We start from the raw sequence: 17078 nt of genomic DNA on the forward strand, positions 1-17078 counted from the left end.
GAAAAAAGCCACTTAAAACGAAAAGAGAACGATACAAAAACGAATAATGGGAGAAACGCCAACTAATTCGCCTCAACCTCTTGATTTTGTTCCTTCCACATCCATTAGTGGGAGTTTTTCCATTTACGTATAATCCCCTATTTTTCATAAGAGCCGAAAGGCTCTTTTTTTGTATGTTCTTTATTAAGATGTAAATATGGAAATTTATACTATATTTACCTTGGCTTAACAATGTATCCATATTGTCTTGATAGATTTAATAGGTATGAAAAAATCTTGTAGAAAAAGGAGGAAAGCAGGAATGAACCGGTTGTTTTTAAAGAAAATATCGGCTGTCCTACTGAGTTTAGCCCTTGTCCTAGGGAATATTGTACCGGCATTAGGGATCGTAACAGGAGTGGCCTCAGCAGAAGGCCCGTTTTCTTTAGGGCAGGTTACGGACAAGTGGACGACTTCGGTTACACAGAGCGTCTATCAGACGAAAATCGAATTAAACAGTGCAAGAGGACCGCAAAAGATTTATGTGATGGATGTTGATCCTTCTGATCCTACTATTAAGCTAGAGGCAGGGATGTCTAGGGGAAAAGTAGTAGGTATGCAGGCAACCTCTCAACAAGCAAAGGAGATATCAAGACCAGGTCATATCGTGGTAGGGGGAGTGAATGGAGATTTTTATAATACCCAGAATGGCGAACCCGTTCACATCATGATTCGAGATGGGAAGATTCTTAAATCTCCTTTAAATCGTTCGGCTGTAGGCTTCACAAAATCCAATAAGGTCATTATTGGTGTTCCTAAGCTGACGGTAACGATGAACGTATACGGTCAATCGACGACGGGTATTTCAGGGATTAATACGTCACGGGGTGAGAACTCCCTTGTTTTATATACACCTGAATATGCAGCTAGCACGTTTACCAATAGCTTTGGTGTAGAAACCGTATTAGAGGATGTCTATGGAGATTGGGGTAAGGACCAACCGATGAGGCTGGTTGTAAAGGAAGTGCAGAAGGAAGTAGGAAATGCTGCGCTTAGCGATAATACGTTTGTCTTATCTGCTCATGGAAACAAGAGAGGATGGATTGAGAGCCTTGAGCCAGGTCAAGTAGTAGAAGTTACTACAAAGCTTGACAGCCCTTGGGATGAAGTCACCGAAGCTATTGGGGGATACCATGTATTGGTGAAGAACGGAAGCTTGGTTAACAGTACCGATGCGTCCGTACATCCTCGTACAGCAGTGGGGGTTCGTGCCGATGGAACGGCGATCTTCCTAGTCGTAGATGGGCGTCAGCCTGGCTTCAGCGAAGGGGTCACCTTAAACGAGCTTGGCAGCTTGATGCATGAAATGGGAGCTGTAGAGGCCATCAACTTAGATGGCGGGGGTTCTTCTACCTTTGTGGCCCGTAAGCCTGGTGACTCTCAAGTGTCTCTCATTAATAGTCCTTCCGATATGGGAGAGAGATCGGTTGCGAACTCCCTATTAGTGATTAGCAGTGCGCCGGAAGGAAGCTTGAGTCGCTTAGCTGTATTGCCGGATCGCATGACGATTCTTGCTGGAAGTACGACCACTTTATTGGCAAAAGGTCAGGATGAAGCCTATCATCCTGCAGCCATTACAGGACAAGTGAGTTGGAGTGCAGACGAAGCGATAGGAACGATTGAGGAAGGCGGTAAATTTACCGCTGGCGCGGCGGCGGCAAAGGGAAAGATTACGGCTACGTTTGAAAATGCTGCAGGGGAAGCTCATATTAATGTTGTGGATCAATTAACGAAGCTTACCTTCCTGCAATCCCAGATGACGGTTGTTCCAGGTTCCAGTCAAAAGCTTCTATTCCGTGGAGAAGTGAATGGCAAGAGTGTTGTCATTGATCCTAAGGTCTTGACGTTTGAGGTGATGAACGGAATTGGTACGGTGGATCAAGCGGGAACCTTTACGGCGGTGGATGCCACGACGGTTGGAAGTATTAAAGTAAGCTATAAAGGTATGTCTTCAACCATCCAAGTCGATGTGGGGAAAGCTCCTATTATTCTAGCAGATTTTGAAACAGGGACGACTTCTGGATGGGGAGTCACAGGAGCAAGATTTAACTCCATTAAGCGAGAGATTGCGATAGAACCCGAACCGGTTCGATTCGGTAACCACTCTATGCGAATTGAATATGACTTTACGGGTCAAAAAGGTACATCAGGTGTGTATTTAAGTAAAACGGGGTATCAGGTTATTGAGGGTTACCCAGAGAAAATTGGCATGTGGTTCTATGGTGATGGGGCAGGACATTGGCTTCGCGCGCAGCTGCGCGATGGTAACAATAAAACGATTCCTATCGATTTTACACCTGAGAAGCCTGGAGTCGATTGGGTAGGCTGGAAATACGTGGAGGCTACGGTTCCTAAGGGAAAGGTGACGCCGCTGAAGCTTGATCTTCCGGTGCGATACATGTCTTTAAATGATGAGAAGAAAAACAAAGGTGTTGTTTATATAGACAATATTCGAGCGGTCTATGGACAGACCAATGATGACTTAACCAATCCTATGTTGTCCGATGCGTTCCCTGAGAATGGAGGAAATATAGATTCAAATCATCCAACCATTTCCATCCTAGCGGAAGATAATCAAGGCGGATCTGGTGTGGATCCAGCACAGATCAAAATGAAAGTAGATGGGGTGTCTGTTTCTCCGAGCTTTCATGAGCCGACAGGGAAAATTACCTATACGCCAGAAGAGACGTTGTCCGATGGATATCATGAAGTTTGGGTGTCGATCAAAGACCGTTTCGGTAATCCGAATGAAACCAAGTGGTCCTTCAACGTTTCTACAGGTGCTCCGAAATTTGTTTATAATGGACCGCAGAGTGTGGATGCCGGGAGCGAGTTTACGCTGTATCTGAATCTAGAAAAGATGGGGCAGCTGCAGGAAGCTCGTGCAAGCTTAGCCTTTAATCCATCGATTCTACAGGTTGTGGATGTGGGGGTTGGCTCGAAGCTTACGGAGAGTCAATTTACAACTCGAACGGTAAATAATGCGACAGGGAAAATAGAGCTAGAGGCTATTGATTTAAACGAAGTTGCGGACCTTAATTCGGTTGAGAATCTTGCTGCAATCAAGTTTAAAGCCAACACGAATGCAGATGGAGATATTAAGATTCATTTTGAGAATGGATTGATTCAGCTTGCTGGTGAGGAACGAAGGGTACCGGTCTACTTGCTTCCCTTTGAGGCTGTTGTCGCTCAACCGTATGAGCTCACCGTTGCAGGACTCGCCCAAGGGACGTTGACTACTTTAACTGTAAAGGACCAATCGGGGCAACCGGTTGAAGGGGCTAGTATTCGTGTGCTAGAGCCTGCAGCTTGGAGCGATGACTTAGGATTAACCAATGAACAAGGTCAAATTGTAACCGATAAGCTTACCAAAACTCAAATCACCTATAAGCTGCAAGCAGTGAAGGACGAGCTCGTAAGTAAAGTCATGACCGTGAAGGTGGTGCCGCAGCTAGGGGATAAGAAGCCTAGACATCTGGTGCAATCGATGAAGAACGATCCAAAGACGACGCGTGCCATCACTTGGAACACAAGGCCTGATGTAGAAGGAACGGTGCTGGAATATGTTCCGGTGGATGAATTTACAAGCTTTGAAGCATCCCATGTTCAACAGGTTCAGGGGACCAGCTCTTTATTGCCGAACGCGATAGGGGAAATGAGAGTACATGTTGCAGAAGCGACACAGCTGAAGCCTGGTACGATCTACACCTATCGAGTAGGAGATGGAACGGCGGACGGATGGAGTGATCCTTCCACCTTTGAAACCGAAGCAGCAAAGAGCAGTCCATTTACCTTCCTGGTTGCAGGAGACTCTCAGGCGGGTACGCAAGCTGGCTTTAATATCTATCGAGATACGATGAGAGCAGCGATGCAAAAGCATCCGGATGCCAAGTTTATCAAGCATATCGGGGATATTGTGGATGACGGGAACCTTTTGCAGCAGTGGATCATGTTCTTTAATGCCGCACAAGAAACCAGCTCTAACCTTCCGTTTGTCCCTGTTCTCGGAAACCATGATGTTTACGGAGAAGGGGCCAAGCTGTTTGCCAGCTTTATTCAAAATCCTGAGAACGGCCCTGCAGGCGAGATGGAAAACGTATACTCCTTTGATTACGGAGATGTTCATTTTGCGATGCTGAATTCCGAAGTGGGTGGAGACGGATTAAGAAAGCAAGCGGAATGGCTGCGTGCCGATATGGAAAAGTCCACGAAGAAGTGGAAGGTTGTGATGTTCCACCGAGCTCCATATCATAGTAATCCTCTTCGTGGGGCAGATGCTACAAGGAATATTTTCGCTCCTGTAATTGAAGAGCTTGGCGTCGATTTAGTATTGGTTGGGCATGACCACGCCTATGCCCGCACGTATCCAATGAAAGGTGGAAAAAACGTCGCCCCTGGTGAAGGAACGGTTTATGTGATTGCCGGCTCGACAGGACCGAAGTTCTATCCTGCTACAAAGTATAGCTATATAGATGCTTTATTCGATGAAGACACTCAGATGTTTACGGCGATTACCGTGGATGGAAACGAATTAAAGCTCGAAGCCACCACCATAGATGGGCGAGTGGTCGACACACACAGCTTATTTAAGGCTGATCGGAATGCAGAAATAAGTCTAAACGGACCACAAATCGTTATGGAAAACGATCAATTTGAACTAGCGATTCAACTCAAAAATATGAAGGATGTTTACGGCGCGTCCATTAAGCTTGAGTATGACCCGTCTCAGCTTCAAGTGGTGGATGCGGATCCCGACACAGAGGGCATTCAGATTATCCCAGGGGATATCCTAGGAGAAGCCCAAATTCAGAATGATACCAACCAAGGAATTATTAAGTACACGGTAACGAAGGTAAGAGAGGTTCCGGGTACGGATGGGGAAGGAATCCTTGCGAAGGTGCCGTTTAAAGTGTTGCGTGGGACAGGTGGACAGACGGTTCAGGTTCGTCCCCTTGCGGCTGAAATGGTTCTTGTGAATAGTCAGAATCAACCGGTCCCAGTTGACGCTGTGGCTTATGAGGGAAGAGTGAGCGGCAAGACGGTAACCCATGAAGTAAACGGCAGCATGGCTCTGCCATCGACGCATCATTTAGCAGACAAGAGCGGCTTAGAGGTTGTCGTCAAATCGAATGGCCAGGTTGTTGCTCAAACAGAGACCAACGCGGCTGGTGAATATGCCTTTACGCTGACGGCGCCAGGAGAATACACTATAGAAGTTTCAGCGAATGGTTATAAGACGGCTATGGTTGCCTTCTCAGCAAGTGAAGAGCAAAGTGTGGTGACGATTCCTGCTCTGACCCTCTACGTCGGTGACTTTAACGGTGATGGACTTATTAACATCGTCGACATTTCCCAGATGGCAAAAGCCTATGAAAAAGAGCCAACTGGCCCAAATTACGTGTACGATGTGAACCGAGATCTTAAGATTGATCTTTATGACGTCGTGACAGTAGCAAGAAACTTTAATAAGTAATACTCCTTGATGATTCAACTATTACCCTTCTGTCATAGAGGCCAAGTTCCTAGTGAACTTGGTCTTTAATTGTAATAGCCGTCTCAGACAGACAGACAGACAGACAGAATCTGCCGCCTGCACGCCCGATATTTGCAAAAAAGGGTGGTATATTTGCATTCTCTCGGGGATATTTGCAAGTCTACTTTTTGAAATCCTTACAATAAATTAACAGATACGACATAGTAGGTTAATTTTTCCTTTCTAAAATAGAGTCGAATCTATAAAAAAAGGAGGAATGAGAGTTTTGCGAAAATGGAAGAAACTCATGGCTGCTGTTTTAACGTGCAGCATGGTGCTGACCACCGTCTTGCATCCCGTTTTGCCCACAGAGGCGGCTGCGGAATCCAATTCCGAGCTGTTGATTACCGAGATTGTTCCTGATAACACAGGAACGGATGAGTTTGAATTTTTTGAGGTGTATAACAACACCAATGGACCTTTGAACTTATCTGATTATACCTTCTTATACCGTTATACGACGGGAACGACTGCGGACCTGACCTTTCAGTTTCCGGCAACCACGATCCAGCCTCAGAGCGCTCTAGTTTTTTGGTATAACTCTTACAATAGGACTAGCCAAGACTTTAACGCTCATTTTGGAACAAATGCGTCGCCGGACCAGCTCATTAATGTCACGGGCTTTCAAGGCTTTGCCAATACGGGAAACCGCGCTGTCGTGATCCAAAACAAGCAAGGCGAAGAAGTGGCCTTCGCAAGCTATGTACAAGCTGACGTTAAGGCAGGGTTTGGCGTGCATTACCGCTACTCCGCCACCGGAACAGTAATGGAGAAGCACCAGACACAGGCCCAGCCGACTCCGGGAACAGTTGAGGCGGCCCAGGTTCCTGCTGCACCCATTACGTTGCCTGGTTCATCCGAGAGAAAATCTTTGACGGCAAACAAAACTCTTGTCGCTCCGGTTCTTGACGGAAGACTAGAGGAATCCATCTGGAAGGTGGAAGAATCAATCGGTGTAAAATTTGGCGAAGGTGCGCCGGAAGATTCTCACTTCGGCATGCTGTGGGATCAAAAATATCTTTATATCGCCGTTGAAACCGAAGACAATCAGCTTGTTCACAACGGAACAGGCCACTGGTTTGATCAGGATAATTTCAGCCTATTTTTTGACCCGAGCCATCATAAGTCAGCTCCTTTTATCCATAATGATATGCAAATAGGATTGGTGTACCAGCCGAACTCGAGTACACCAAGCTTCCACTTCGGGGGTGCTCCGAATCATGCGAGCAAAGATGAAAAGAAAGTCCTGCGCGCGATTCAGAAGACCGATACAGGTTGGAGCGCTGAAGTGGCGATCCCTTGGGACATGCTTCAGTTCGATCCGCAATTAAAGAGACAGCTGGGCTTCGAAATCACGGTGACAGACCGAGATGATCTAGAAGGCCAAGCGCCGTTTAGCGCATGGAGCGCGTACCAATCCAACTCCTTCTGGAACGATACGGCGGGGTATGGAACCATCCACCTTGCGGATGAGACCGTGACGGGAGATGTGTATGGCGTTCTTTTAGAAGAGAACTTTGATAGCTACCAAACGGGGGAAACGCCTTATGGCTGGATCTCGGATGTAAATGGAAGCAGTCCGGCCTTCACGGTTGTCCAAGAAACCTATGGCGGTGGCCGATTGGTTTTTGATGGAAGTTCTTCGTCGAAGCAAAGTAGAATCACTGCCCCGGTTCAGTGGGACAACTATACCATCGAAGCGGACATGAGGTTCGATAAAGTATTGAACTCGGCAAGATGGGCTTCGATTATGTTCCGCGTACCGTCGAACGGGAAGCACCCGTACAATCAGATGGCGGTTCGTCAGAATGGCGCCTTCGAATTTGCTTACCGCAACCCTAGTAATACCTGGGTCGTACCGACAAGCGGCACTTGGCAGCCCTTGGCTTTAGGCTCTGATTACACGCTGAAGGTAAGGGTGTTTGACCAGAATGTAAAAGAATACATTAAGGCAAAGAAAGATGAAGAGTTTACCCTTTTGATGGACCAGGATTTCAATGCTACCAATCTGTTGGAGAGAGGGAAAGTAGGATTCCAAGGAGATCAATTGAAGGTATCCTTTGACAATCTAAAGGTCACTAGAATTACAGCCGAGCGTTTGAACCTGGAGCTTCCTGCTACAGTGGAAGCCTTAACCGGTCCTATGACGGTGACGAATCATGTGTATTTTTCCGATGGCATTGAGCAGGAAGTACCAGTGGAAAGAGTTAAGCTATATTCCTCTGATGAAAGCATTGTAAAAGTTACGAATAACCAGTTATACCCTCTAAAGCAGGGACAAGTAACGATAAAAGCGATTTACGATACAGCAGAAGCTGAGGCGGAGTTGACGGTCACACCATCCACTGTAGGTGCAGCTGTGGTTTCGCTCGAGCACGAAGCCGGCTATGTGCTAGGTAATGCTGGCGTAGAAATGGATTTAAGCAGTCTTTCCTTTAATGCGAGCTTTAGTGATTTTACAACGGGGACCATCGGGGGAGAGCAGCTGACCTGGTCATCTCTGGACCCTGCAGTCAGCATGGAGAATGGTAAGCTAAAAACGACCCAAAGAGGGATATACGAGCTAAACGCCAAGAAAGATGATGCAACAGTCAAGCTGATGCTAATCGTAAAAGAGCCAGGCGATAGTGAGTATGTTCTTTATGAAGAAAATTTTGACGCACTTGAAGCAGGCACGATGCCTCAAGGCTGGTCACGAATTGAAGGTACAGGTACCGGTGCGGTGGGCGTGAAGGAAGGTGCTTTTGAAATGGAAGCGCGCACTACCGGAAACAATCCGACAAGAGTAATTTTGCCAGAGTATTTAGATAGCTTCGGCAATTATAAAATTGAAGCAGATGTAACCAACCTTGGCTCTAATGACGCAGCCAGATGGCATGCCATCATGTTCCGCATTCAAAACAACAACTATCCATACTACCAGATGGCTGTAAGGCAGAATGCTGCGGCAACCAATGGCGTAGAATTTGCAGAGAGAACACCTACCAATCAATGGAATGTTTCAGAGAAGGGTGCTTTTACCGAGGCAATTAACGCTGAAAAGATGTATAAGTACACCATTAAAGCACACGGCAACCGGGTTCAAGAGTTCATCAACGACAGCTTGCTGATTAACACGGATCTAGCGGGCGCTTATACGAAGGGAAGAATCGGTTTCCAGGCCAATGGAAGCAAAATGAAGGTAGATAATATTCGAGTGACACTGCTAGAAGAACCGCTTCCGGCATTGCCAGGTGACCGTTTCGTAAAGGTGACGGAGCCTGCAACGAAGATTTCCCTTGCACCGACAGTCGTGGCACAAGTGGAGACGATGGAAGAGTTGGCAAGCTTAAATGCAAGCACTCTGCCGGCTACCGTGATTCTGCCTGTAAACCAGGAATTAAAGGTAAGCAATTCAACCGGCACCCAGGAGATCGGCAGCCTAAACTCCGTCCTGCAAGTAATAGACAATCGGATGATCCCGGCGTTCTATGTAAAGGATGAGCAAACGGTAAATTCGCTTGTAAGCTATTTGAAAAATGAAGGAATCGAAGATGCTTTTGTTATTTCTTCTAATGCAAGCTTAGTGAAGCAAGCTAGGATCGCTTACCCGATGATCCGCGGAATCATTGAGTTTGATGTTCAGGGTCCTTTGACTCATGAAGAATTAATGGATATCCGCCGAACCACGAATAGCAGTTTGGCTAAGGTTGCGCTTCTCTCTCAAGGAGCAGCTTCAAAAGAAAATGTAGCTTATTTGCAAGAACGATTAGTTACCGTATGGGCTAAGGAAGAAGCCGCGCGTGGAGCGGAAACCCTTCCCCTTCATCGATTGATCACAGCTGGGGTGAATGGAATTGTAACAGATTCTCCAGGACAAGCTATTCAAGCCTTTGATGTGTACAATCAAAATACGACTTTAGTCCGCAAGCCTTTAAATATTGGACATCGCGGAATCCCTGCCTTGGCACCGGAAAATACGCTCGAAGGAGCTATTCTAGCTTATGAAAAGGGCGCAGATGTTGTAGAAAATGATATTTACCTAACGAAGGACGGTCATATTGTCGTTATGCATGATACGACTTTAGATCGAACGACGACAGGAACCGGCAAGGTGGAGGACTATACTTTAGCGGAGCTCCAAGCCTTTAAAGCGAACAAGCAATTCCCAACCCAGTACCCGGATGCCGGAATCCCTACGCTGGAACAATTCTTTGACGAGTTCAAAGGCAAGGATTTGTTACACTTTGTCGAGATCAAGAGCTACAAGCCAGAAATTATCGATGCCCTTGTTCAATTGATCGAAGAGAAGGGCGTGGAGGATCAGGTAGTAGTAATTACCTTCAATGCGGATCAGATCAAGCGTTTAGGCGAGAAGATGCCGGGAATGTCTGCTGGCCTTCTGACTAGCGGCTACGCGAATGAAAACAATGTAGAGAAGTCCATGCGTGAAACGCTCAAGGTGATTCAGCCGATTAACGCGACCTTTAACACTAGCTACAGCGGTCTGGGCAAGAAGTTCATGGAAGCTTCGAAGCATCGCGGGATGACGATCTGGCCTTGGACGTATCGTAACCAGAAGGATTTTATCAATTACTTTGCAATGGGTACCTACGGTTTAACCACGGACTACAACCACTGGGCAATGGATTGGGCTGCTAACTTGAATCCTGTTCAAGAGAAGGTGGAGCTGGTCAAGGGAGAGAGCGTGGAGCTTAAAGCTCAAGCAGAGACCTATGGCAGAGTGACGAACGAAGTTACTCCAGAAATCGTGCTGTTGGATGGCCAAGGTCTTGTGGAGATCGAAGGCAACAAGGTAATGGCGAAAGGGAAAGGAACGGTTCATGCGCTGTTAAGATATACGGCTTCCATGAATGCAACCCAAACCTATGACCTTTATACTCAACCGGTTACGATTGAGATTAAGGATCAAGCCGCACTAGAAATGAATGGACCGAAACGAGTGAAGCAAGGAAGAGAGATGACGTTAAATCTGGAGATCGGAAATGATATTCAAGATCTATATGGCGCTTCATTGAAGCTTACCTTCGATCCTACACAGCTGCAGGTGAAGGATGCAGATCCGACAACCGATGGCGTGCAGATCCAGCCGGAAACTTGGCTTTCTGGTGCTCAATTTGTAAATGAAGTCGATAATACTGCAGGGATTATCACCTTTGCCGTGACTCAGCTCGGAGAAACGCCTGGCGTAAGTGGAAATGGCCGCTTAGCTCAGGTTCAGTTCCAGGTGAATCCGAATGCCGCAGGTACGATTGAAGTGGTGCCAGTAACGGCTTCCATCAAGTTTGCCAACAGCCAGAATCGACCTATTCACGTGGACTTAGCAACTTATCAAGCTCAAGTCTCCCAATCCCTGGTCCATGGCGCAGTGAAGCTATCGAACAAACACCACTTAGCGGATCTAAGCGGGTTTCGGGTGCAATTGAAGCAGGAAGGCCAAGTGGTGGATGAAATGATTACCCAGCCTGATGGCAAGTTTGTTTTAGCTTACGAGGAAGTAGGAACGTATACGGTTGAAGTGGCAGCTCCTCACTACTTGAGCACTAGCCAAATCGTGAGGATCGAGCAGCTCGATCAAGTCGTGAACCTTGAGCCAATGACCTCGTATGTAGGGGATTTTGACCAAAACGGTAAAATTGACATCGCCGACATCGCCATGTTAGCGAAGGCCTTTGAAAAAGAGCCAGTCGGAAATGATCAACGTTACGACGTAGACAAAGACGGAGACATCGATATCCATGATGTGGTCACCGTTGCTGTCAACTTTGGAAGACCGTAATTGAAAGTAGTTGATCTAAAAAAAACGAGCCCCTAGAAAATTCTAGAGGCTCGTTCTTCTTTTACTATTAGTCTAGTGGGATGCAATTAGATGATTTTATGGCGAATGTAATAAATCCAACCCATATCTCATCGATTGAAAACATTAATACTAAGTAGGAGAAAACATGATAGACAGAGACAAGTTATTAGAAGAGATGATTATAGAGAAGCAGTTTGTGAGAATGGGTAAGAGGACAACGGTTTGCTTGCTGATCTTAGATAAATGGTATGGAGAAGCAAAGATATCGGACAGTATAAGGCTTATCAGAGAGCGTTAAGGAACCTTAAGAAAGCTTTGAGTAAGAATGGGATCGAGCAATAAAAATATACATATATAAATACATAGAATTCCAGATTTGAAAAATGTGTATAATTTATGAAATATAGTAAAAAGTAGGACAAAACTACTATGAGATCCTTGTCGTTTTTGTAAATCATTGCTAAATTATAGGTAGTTTGAACTATTACCAACATCATGAATAGCATAAAAATAGCAACATGATTGGCATAATAGGTTTTTACAAAAGTAAAAGGGGAGAGATAGTAATGCATGAAACATGCAAACGAGTAGGGTTTATTTGGATGGTTGTGATGTTGTTTTCCTTAACCGTATCAATGTCGGCATTAGCAGTAAGTGAAAAACGTGTGGAGGGAAGTATTGAAGAAACAAAAGGTATGTATGTTACAATATCTAATGTTATTAAAATGAAAGAAGCGTCAGAAACTGGATATCCTTACGATTTATATATCGCCAATGCACCTGTTACAGTAACATTTGGAGGTAAAATTGTAAATAAGAGTATTCAATTTTACGGAAATGCTATGGATGGTACTATTAACCATGATGTTCAAGTGAAGGATAATAGCGCATTACTAAAGCTATCAGGTTACTATGAAGTAGGGTTCTCAGGAGATGATTCCGTTGGTGTTGGTGAGGGTTTTTTTATCCAAGTTCAAGGTGGCTCAACAACATTGCCTGCAACACCGACAGCTTCAAAGGTATTGGTTAATGGAAAAGAAGTATCCTTCGAGGCTTACAATATTAATGGCAGTAACTACTTCAAGTTGCGCGATATTGCAATGGCTGTAAATGAAACTGAGAAGAACTTTGAAGTAACCTGGGATAGTGCGGAAAATGCTATTAACCTAACATCTAATAAAGCGTATACACCTGATGGTAAAGAGCTTACAGTATCGGACAAACCAACTGTAAAGCAAGCAAAGCCGTCAGGATCTAGAGTGCTTTTAGATGGTCTAGACTATAGTTTTACAGCTTATAACCTTGATGGTAGCAACTACTTTAAACTTAGAGAGATCGCAGAAGTAATTGGTTTCGGTGTAACATTTAACGTAGAGACCAACACGATTGGTATCGATACAAAGGCTGAGTATACAAACTAGCGTTTATTTATCTATGGTGAAGGTGTCATTTATTTGACGCCTTTTTTTTATTCTCAAAGGAACAGTGAGGAGTAGAACAAACATGCTACATACAAAATTATTGGTACATTAGGAAATGGAACAGGATAGGTTATTGGAGATGAAGAAATTGAGTTAGCTTCACGAAACCAGAGACAGGTCAAGCAATAGAGGGAAGTTTACCTAAAGGTAATACTGATGTATATAGCATTCTAAAAAGGAGAGCTCATGGATTTATCCTATCTTGTTCTTTCCTTTCCGTACAGTAATTCGTTTTACATGCAGGTGTTTAAAGGACAGAAAAAACCCGTTGTGAGAGAGGGATGGATTCCAACTTCTACGGCCTTAAGAATGGTGAGTTGGTCTTTAAATTTCTCTTGTAGTTGGTCAAAAGTCACGTACATGGTTCTGTTTCTCCTTAGTTCCTTATGACTACACTACCATTATACCATATGGAAAATCTATGAATAGAACTTGTCGTTAATCTTAAGTTTTGCTAAAGTTTAACTTCTAGATCTTCAACAATAGTCGACAAAATAGTATAATTCGAACATGACTTTAGTCCTGGTAACCATGAAGTGTTACCTGAAGCCTAGTATTTTAAAGTTTTTTCAGTAATCTCAGATGACTTTAGCTATATATGATCAGTACAGTAAATTATTTTTTACATATAATCCCAACAAAACAACGAGAAATACAAGGTTTTATTTAAGGCTCCTGTTTCCTAGTTCTAGGAATTGAAGATAAAGGGGTGAAATATGGTTACATACTTAAAGCATATGTTTGATCCTCATTATCGAAGTATTAACCGTTTACAGAAAAAAATGAAAACAGTGAGAAGCTACCGAGACTCCTATATGAAGCTAGATGAGGAGGAGTTCCAAAATCAAGTTATCGTGATGAAGGAACAGATCGCATCTGGCAAGGACGAAGCAATGCTTGTCCTTCAAGCGACGGCCCTGGTTTCCGAAGCGGTTCGCAGGATACGAAATATCAGGATGCATGATGTACAGATGATCGGTGGGCTCGCGATGCTAGAGGGCTGCGTCATTGAAATGTTGACGGGGGAAGGAAAAACCCTCGTTTCCTTAATTCCTGCTTTTTGGTATGGAGCCCAAGGGCGTGGTGTCCATCTGATTACCACTAACGACTACCTGGCCCAGAGGGATTATGAGGAGATGAAATTAGTCTTAAATTTCTTAGGCTTAACAGTCGGGCTGAATTGTCCGCAACTGTCTGTGGAGGAGAAGCAAGAGGTTTATGCAAAACATGTAACCTATGGCACCTGGTCAGAGTTTGGTTTTGATTATCTTAGAAATCAGATAGCGCCGAAGTTATCGGCTAGGGCACAGCCCCCTCTCGCCACAGCAATTATTGATGAAATTGATAGTGTGCTCATTGATGAAGCAAGAACTCCTCTTATTCTCGCAGGAAAAGAAAAGGTGGCACCAGATCTCTACTATATTTGTTCTCAGTTTATACAAACGCTTGCGGCAGATGTTGATTTTGAAGTAGATGATGAGATTAAGCAAGTCGCTTTTACTGAAAAGGGAATAGAGAAGGTAGAATCTACCTTTATGACAGGAAATCTATTTGACATCGATAATATTAATGTTTATCACCATTTGCTTCAAAGTCTGAAAGCGCACACTATTATGAAGCGTGATGTGGATTATATCATCCAAGATCATCGGGTGGAAATCGTAGATCCTTTTACAGGTAGAGTTCTAACAGGGCGCGAATTCAGCCATGGGTTGCATCAAGCGATCGAAGCAAAAGAAAATCTGAAGTTAAGTGAAGAAACCCGGACTCAGGCTTCGATTACCGTACAAAAGTTTTTTAGTCTCTATCCGATGATTACCGGAATGACGGGAACTATTAGCACGGAAAAGCTGGAAATCAAACAAATCTATGGTTTAGAGACTTTAACGATCCCTCCTCATCGCCCGGTAATTCGTGAAGACTTGCCTGATCTGATTTTTCGAACGAAACAAGAAAAGTATCAAAAAATGATTGAGAAAATCAAACTATGTCGTAAAAAGGGTCAGCCTGTCCTGATTGGAACGTCTTCTATCCAGCATTCGGAGGAAATTGCCGCTTTACTTAAAACAAGAAAGATACCCTACAAGCTGCTAAATGCCAAAAGTGCACAAGAAGAGGCCCAAATTATAGCAAAAGCGGGTAAGCGTGGGGCCGTTACGATCGCTACTAATATGGCGGGTAGAGGCACAGATATACGTCTAGGAAAGGGGATTCAGGAAGTAGGGGGCCTTTATGTTATAGGTACAGAACGACACGAAAGCCGAAGGATTGATAATCAACTTCGAGGAAGGGCGGGTCGACAAGGAGATCCTGGGCTGTCACAATACTTTCTCTCCCTAGAAGATGAACTCTTTCAGCGATTTGCCAACTGGGAGGAAGAAACAAAGATTCAACAGATGTGGCAGTGGGGAGATCAAGGGACATCGTCTCCTAAGCTTCAGATGATGTTTGAGCAAGTTCAAAAACGAGCGGAACAGCAAATGTTTGACATTCGCTCCTTCCTCTTTCAGCTCGATTCGATTGTCCATGACCAGCGTCAATCCTTTTACCGTTCTCGTGATGAGATATTAAACGCTTCAGAAATTGAAAACTATATTCTTTTTCAAATGGAAAGGTACGCCACGGAGCTAGTGGAACGCTGGTGCCCTATCGAATTGGTGCCAGAAGAATGGAATCTCATGGAGATAAAGAAGAATCTTGACCCGATTCCTTTCCCCCTACAGATTGTGGATTTGGCACCGTCTGAACTAGAGAAAATGATTCATCAGAGTATAAAGGAAACCCTGGAAACCTACTGGAAAAGTCAAGATATGGTCGAATGGCGGAAGGGGTGGAAGGCTCAATATCTCCACTCTATGGATGTTGTCTGGCAGGAGCAATTGGAAACCCTCGAACAAATGAAGCAAGGAATCCATTACCGAATATATGAGGGACGTAATCCGATTCAAGCTTATCAGGAGGATGCCTTCCGATTATTTCAAAAATTTAAAGGAAAATGGAATGAAAAGATAGCAAGGGAAATTTTGAAGAAAATCAAGCAATCAAGTGGATAGGGAGGAGAGCAAGATGTTACAACTGCACCAGGATTTATTATCTGCTGATCAAGAGTTAGACGTGCCGAAACTACGTTCTCTAATTGAAGATCCAGGCTTAGGTCTAATCCTAGTAGGATACTGGTCTCTTTCGGAGGAAGGGAAAGACCGCGTGTCCCAAACGCTGTTAGGAAAACAACGGGTAGAGGAACTATCTGAGTGTCAGGATTTAATCAATAGATTGGTTCAACAAGAGAGAGATTCTGATGCTAGAGGACAAGCAATAAATGAGGTAAATCTATCCATGGATGTTTTACGTTTGCGTGAAACTCTTCAATCTCCTTATTTAGGTTTAGTTTTACATAGTTACTCTTCTCTTGAAGAAAGAGAGCGGGAGTGGGTGCTTATGAAACTGTTGGAAATAAAAAACGCTAATCTTTTTACGACCAGTCAGGATATTCAAGATGCATTCGACGAAGCAATACAAGTCGTGTGGAATAGGCAATTCAACTAAGAAGGGGGATTCCTTTTTGAAAAAATGGTTGTCTGGGTTCAAGATACTTTCAGAATTTTGGGGTTCAAAGCTTAGTCAGTCAAGTCAACAAGAGGAGCAAGTAGAATCGAAGAGTACGCTAGATCAAGTGGTTCAGGGGATCGAATTTCAGGAGCAACTAAAGATCATTCATTTTGTCAATCAATACATGGAAGAGTATATCATTCCAAAGTATGAGATAGATCAGCGTTGGGTCAAAGGCTATATGCTTCCTAATGAAATATGGGTAACCGAAGGGGAAAAACCTGTTTATCGGGCAAATATGGAGCTGTTTTTTCAAGACAAGGAAACACAGGAAAAGAAATCAAGCTACAAGGTTAGCCTTGTTCGATTTGCCCAAGATCAGTGGCGAGTGTTTCATTTAAAGGAACAATCTCCTTTATAAAACGATACGTAAAAATTTGAATTGAGGTAGAGCGATGACAAAGAAGAAAAAAAATAGTCAGCCTGTCAATAGAAATGTTGCTAGAATTCTTTCTGCTACCCTAGCCACTACATCCTTAGTGTCAGTTACACCGGTTGTGGCGGAGCCCACCAGTTTAGATACATCTAGTGGTTCTTCAACAACGGATACGAGCAGTTCAACAGATAGTAGTGCACCAGTGGAGGATACCCCGACTAGTCCAGTGGACAGCGGAAC

Annotated in this window: 8 protein-coding genes; 7 read left to right on the plus strand and 1 reads right to left on the minus strand. The window is 44.3% G+C overall.

Translation table 11 applies throughout. The features are described 5' to 3' along the window. The first annotated feature begins 301 nt into the window (after positions 1-301). The 7 genes from EIZ39_RS24200 (at position 302) to EIZ39_RS24225 (ending at position 16823) form a co-directional block, all read left to right on the plus strand. On the plus strand, positions 302-5512 hold the full coding sequence (locus EIZ39_RS24200; protein WP_164985297.1) for a phosphodiester glycosidase family protein: 5211 nt from the start codon (positions 302-304) through the stop codon (positions 5510-5512). A gap of 286 nt (positions 5513-5798) precedes the next feature. Then, entirely contained in the window at positions 5799-11351 is a 5553-nt protein-coding gene (locus EIZ39_RS24205) for a glycerophosphodiester phosphodiesterase family protein (RefSeq protein WP_164985298.1), read from the plus strand. 166 nt (positions 11352-11517) lie between these two features. Further along, positions 11518-11670, plus strand: a complete 153-nt coding sequence (locus tag EIZ39_RS26925; RefSeq protein WP_164985299.1) for a hypothetical protein — start codon at positions 11518-11520, stop codon at positions 11668-11670. A gap of 268 nt (positions 11671-11938) precedes the next feature. After that, positions 11939-12793 (plus strand): hypothetical protein, encoded by an 855-nt coding sequence (locus EIZ39_RS24210; protein WP_129203781.1) that lies wholly within the window; start codon positions 11939-11941, stop codon positions 12791-12793. Between the two features lie 776 nt (positions 12794-13569). Next, complete coding sequence (locus EIZ39_RS24215; protein ID WP_129203783.1) at positions 13570-15906, plus strand: preprotein translocase subunit SecA; 2337 nt, start codon at positions 13570-13572, stop codon at positions 15904-15906. 13 nt (positions 15907-15919) lie between these two features. Next, the gene (locus EIZ39_RS24220; protein ID WP_129203785.1) at positions 15920-16399 is read left to right on the plus strand and encodes a hypothetical protein; all 480 of its coding nucleotides are present in this window, start codon (positions 15920-15922) and stop codon (positions 16397-16399) included. A 16-nt stretch (positions 16400-16415) separates the two neighbouring features. Next, the gene (locus EIZ39_RS24225; protein ID WP_129203787.1) at positions 16416-16823 is read left to right on the plus strand and encodes a hypothetical protein; all 408 of its coding nucleotides are present in this window, start codon (positions 16416-16418) and stop codon (positions 16821-16823) included. 57 nt (positions 16824-16880) lie between these two features. Here EIZ39_RS24225 and EIZ39_RS26930 read toward each other — a convergent pair. After that, a partial coding sequence (locus tag EIZ39_RS26930) for a hypothetical protein (RefSeq protein WP_164985300.1) occupies positions 16881-17078 on the minus strand: 198 nt, incomplete at its 5' end.

It is taken from the genome of Ammoniphilus sp. CFH 90114, assembly GCF_004123195.1.
Lineage (GTDB): Bacteria > Bacillota > Bacilli > Aneurinibacillales > RAOX-1 > YIM-78166.

Bases quoted from the DNA above. Each gene is read 5' to 3' on its own strand.
- EIZ39_RS24200 (WP_164985297.1), top strand. From the start codon at position 302: ATGAACCGGTTGTTTTTAAAGAAAATATCGGCTGTCCTACTGAGTTTA.
- EIZ39_RS26925 (WP_164985299.1), top strand. From the start codon at position 11,518: ATGATAGACAGAGACAAGTTATTAGAAGAGATGATTATAGAGAAGCAG.
- EIZ39_RS24210 (WP_129203781.1), top strand. From the start codon at position 11,939: ATGCATGAAACATGCAAACGAGTAGGGTTTATTTGGATGGTTGTGATG.
- EIZ39_RS24215 (WP_129203783.1), top strand. From the start codon at position 13,570: ATGGTTACATACTTAAAGCATATGTTTGATCCTCATTATCGAAGTATT.
- EIZ39_RS24220 (WP_129203785.1), top strand. From the start codon at position 15,920: ATGTTACAACTGCACCAGGATTTATTATCTGCTGATCAAGAGTTAGAC.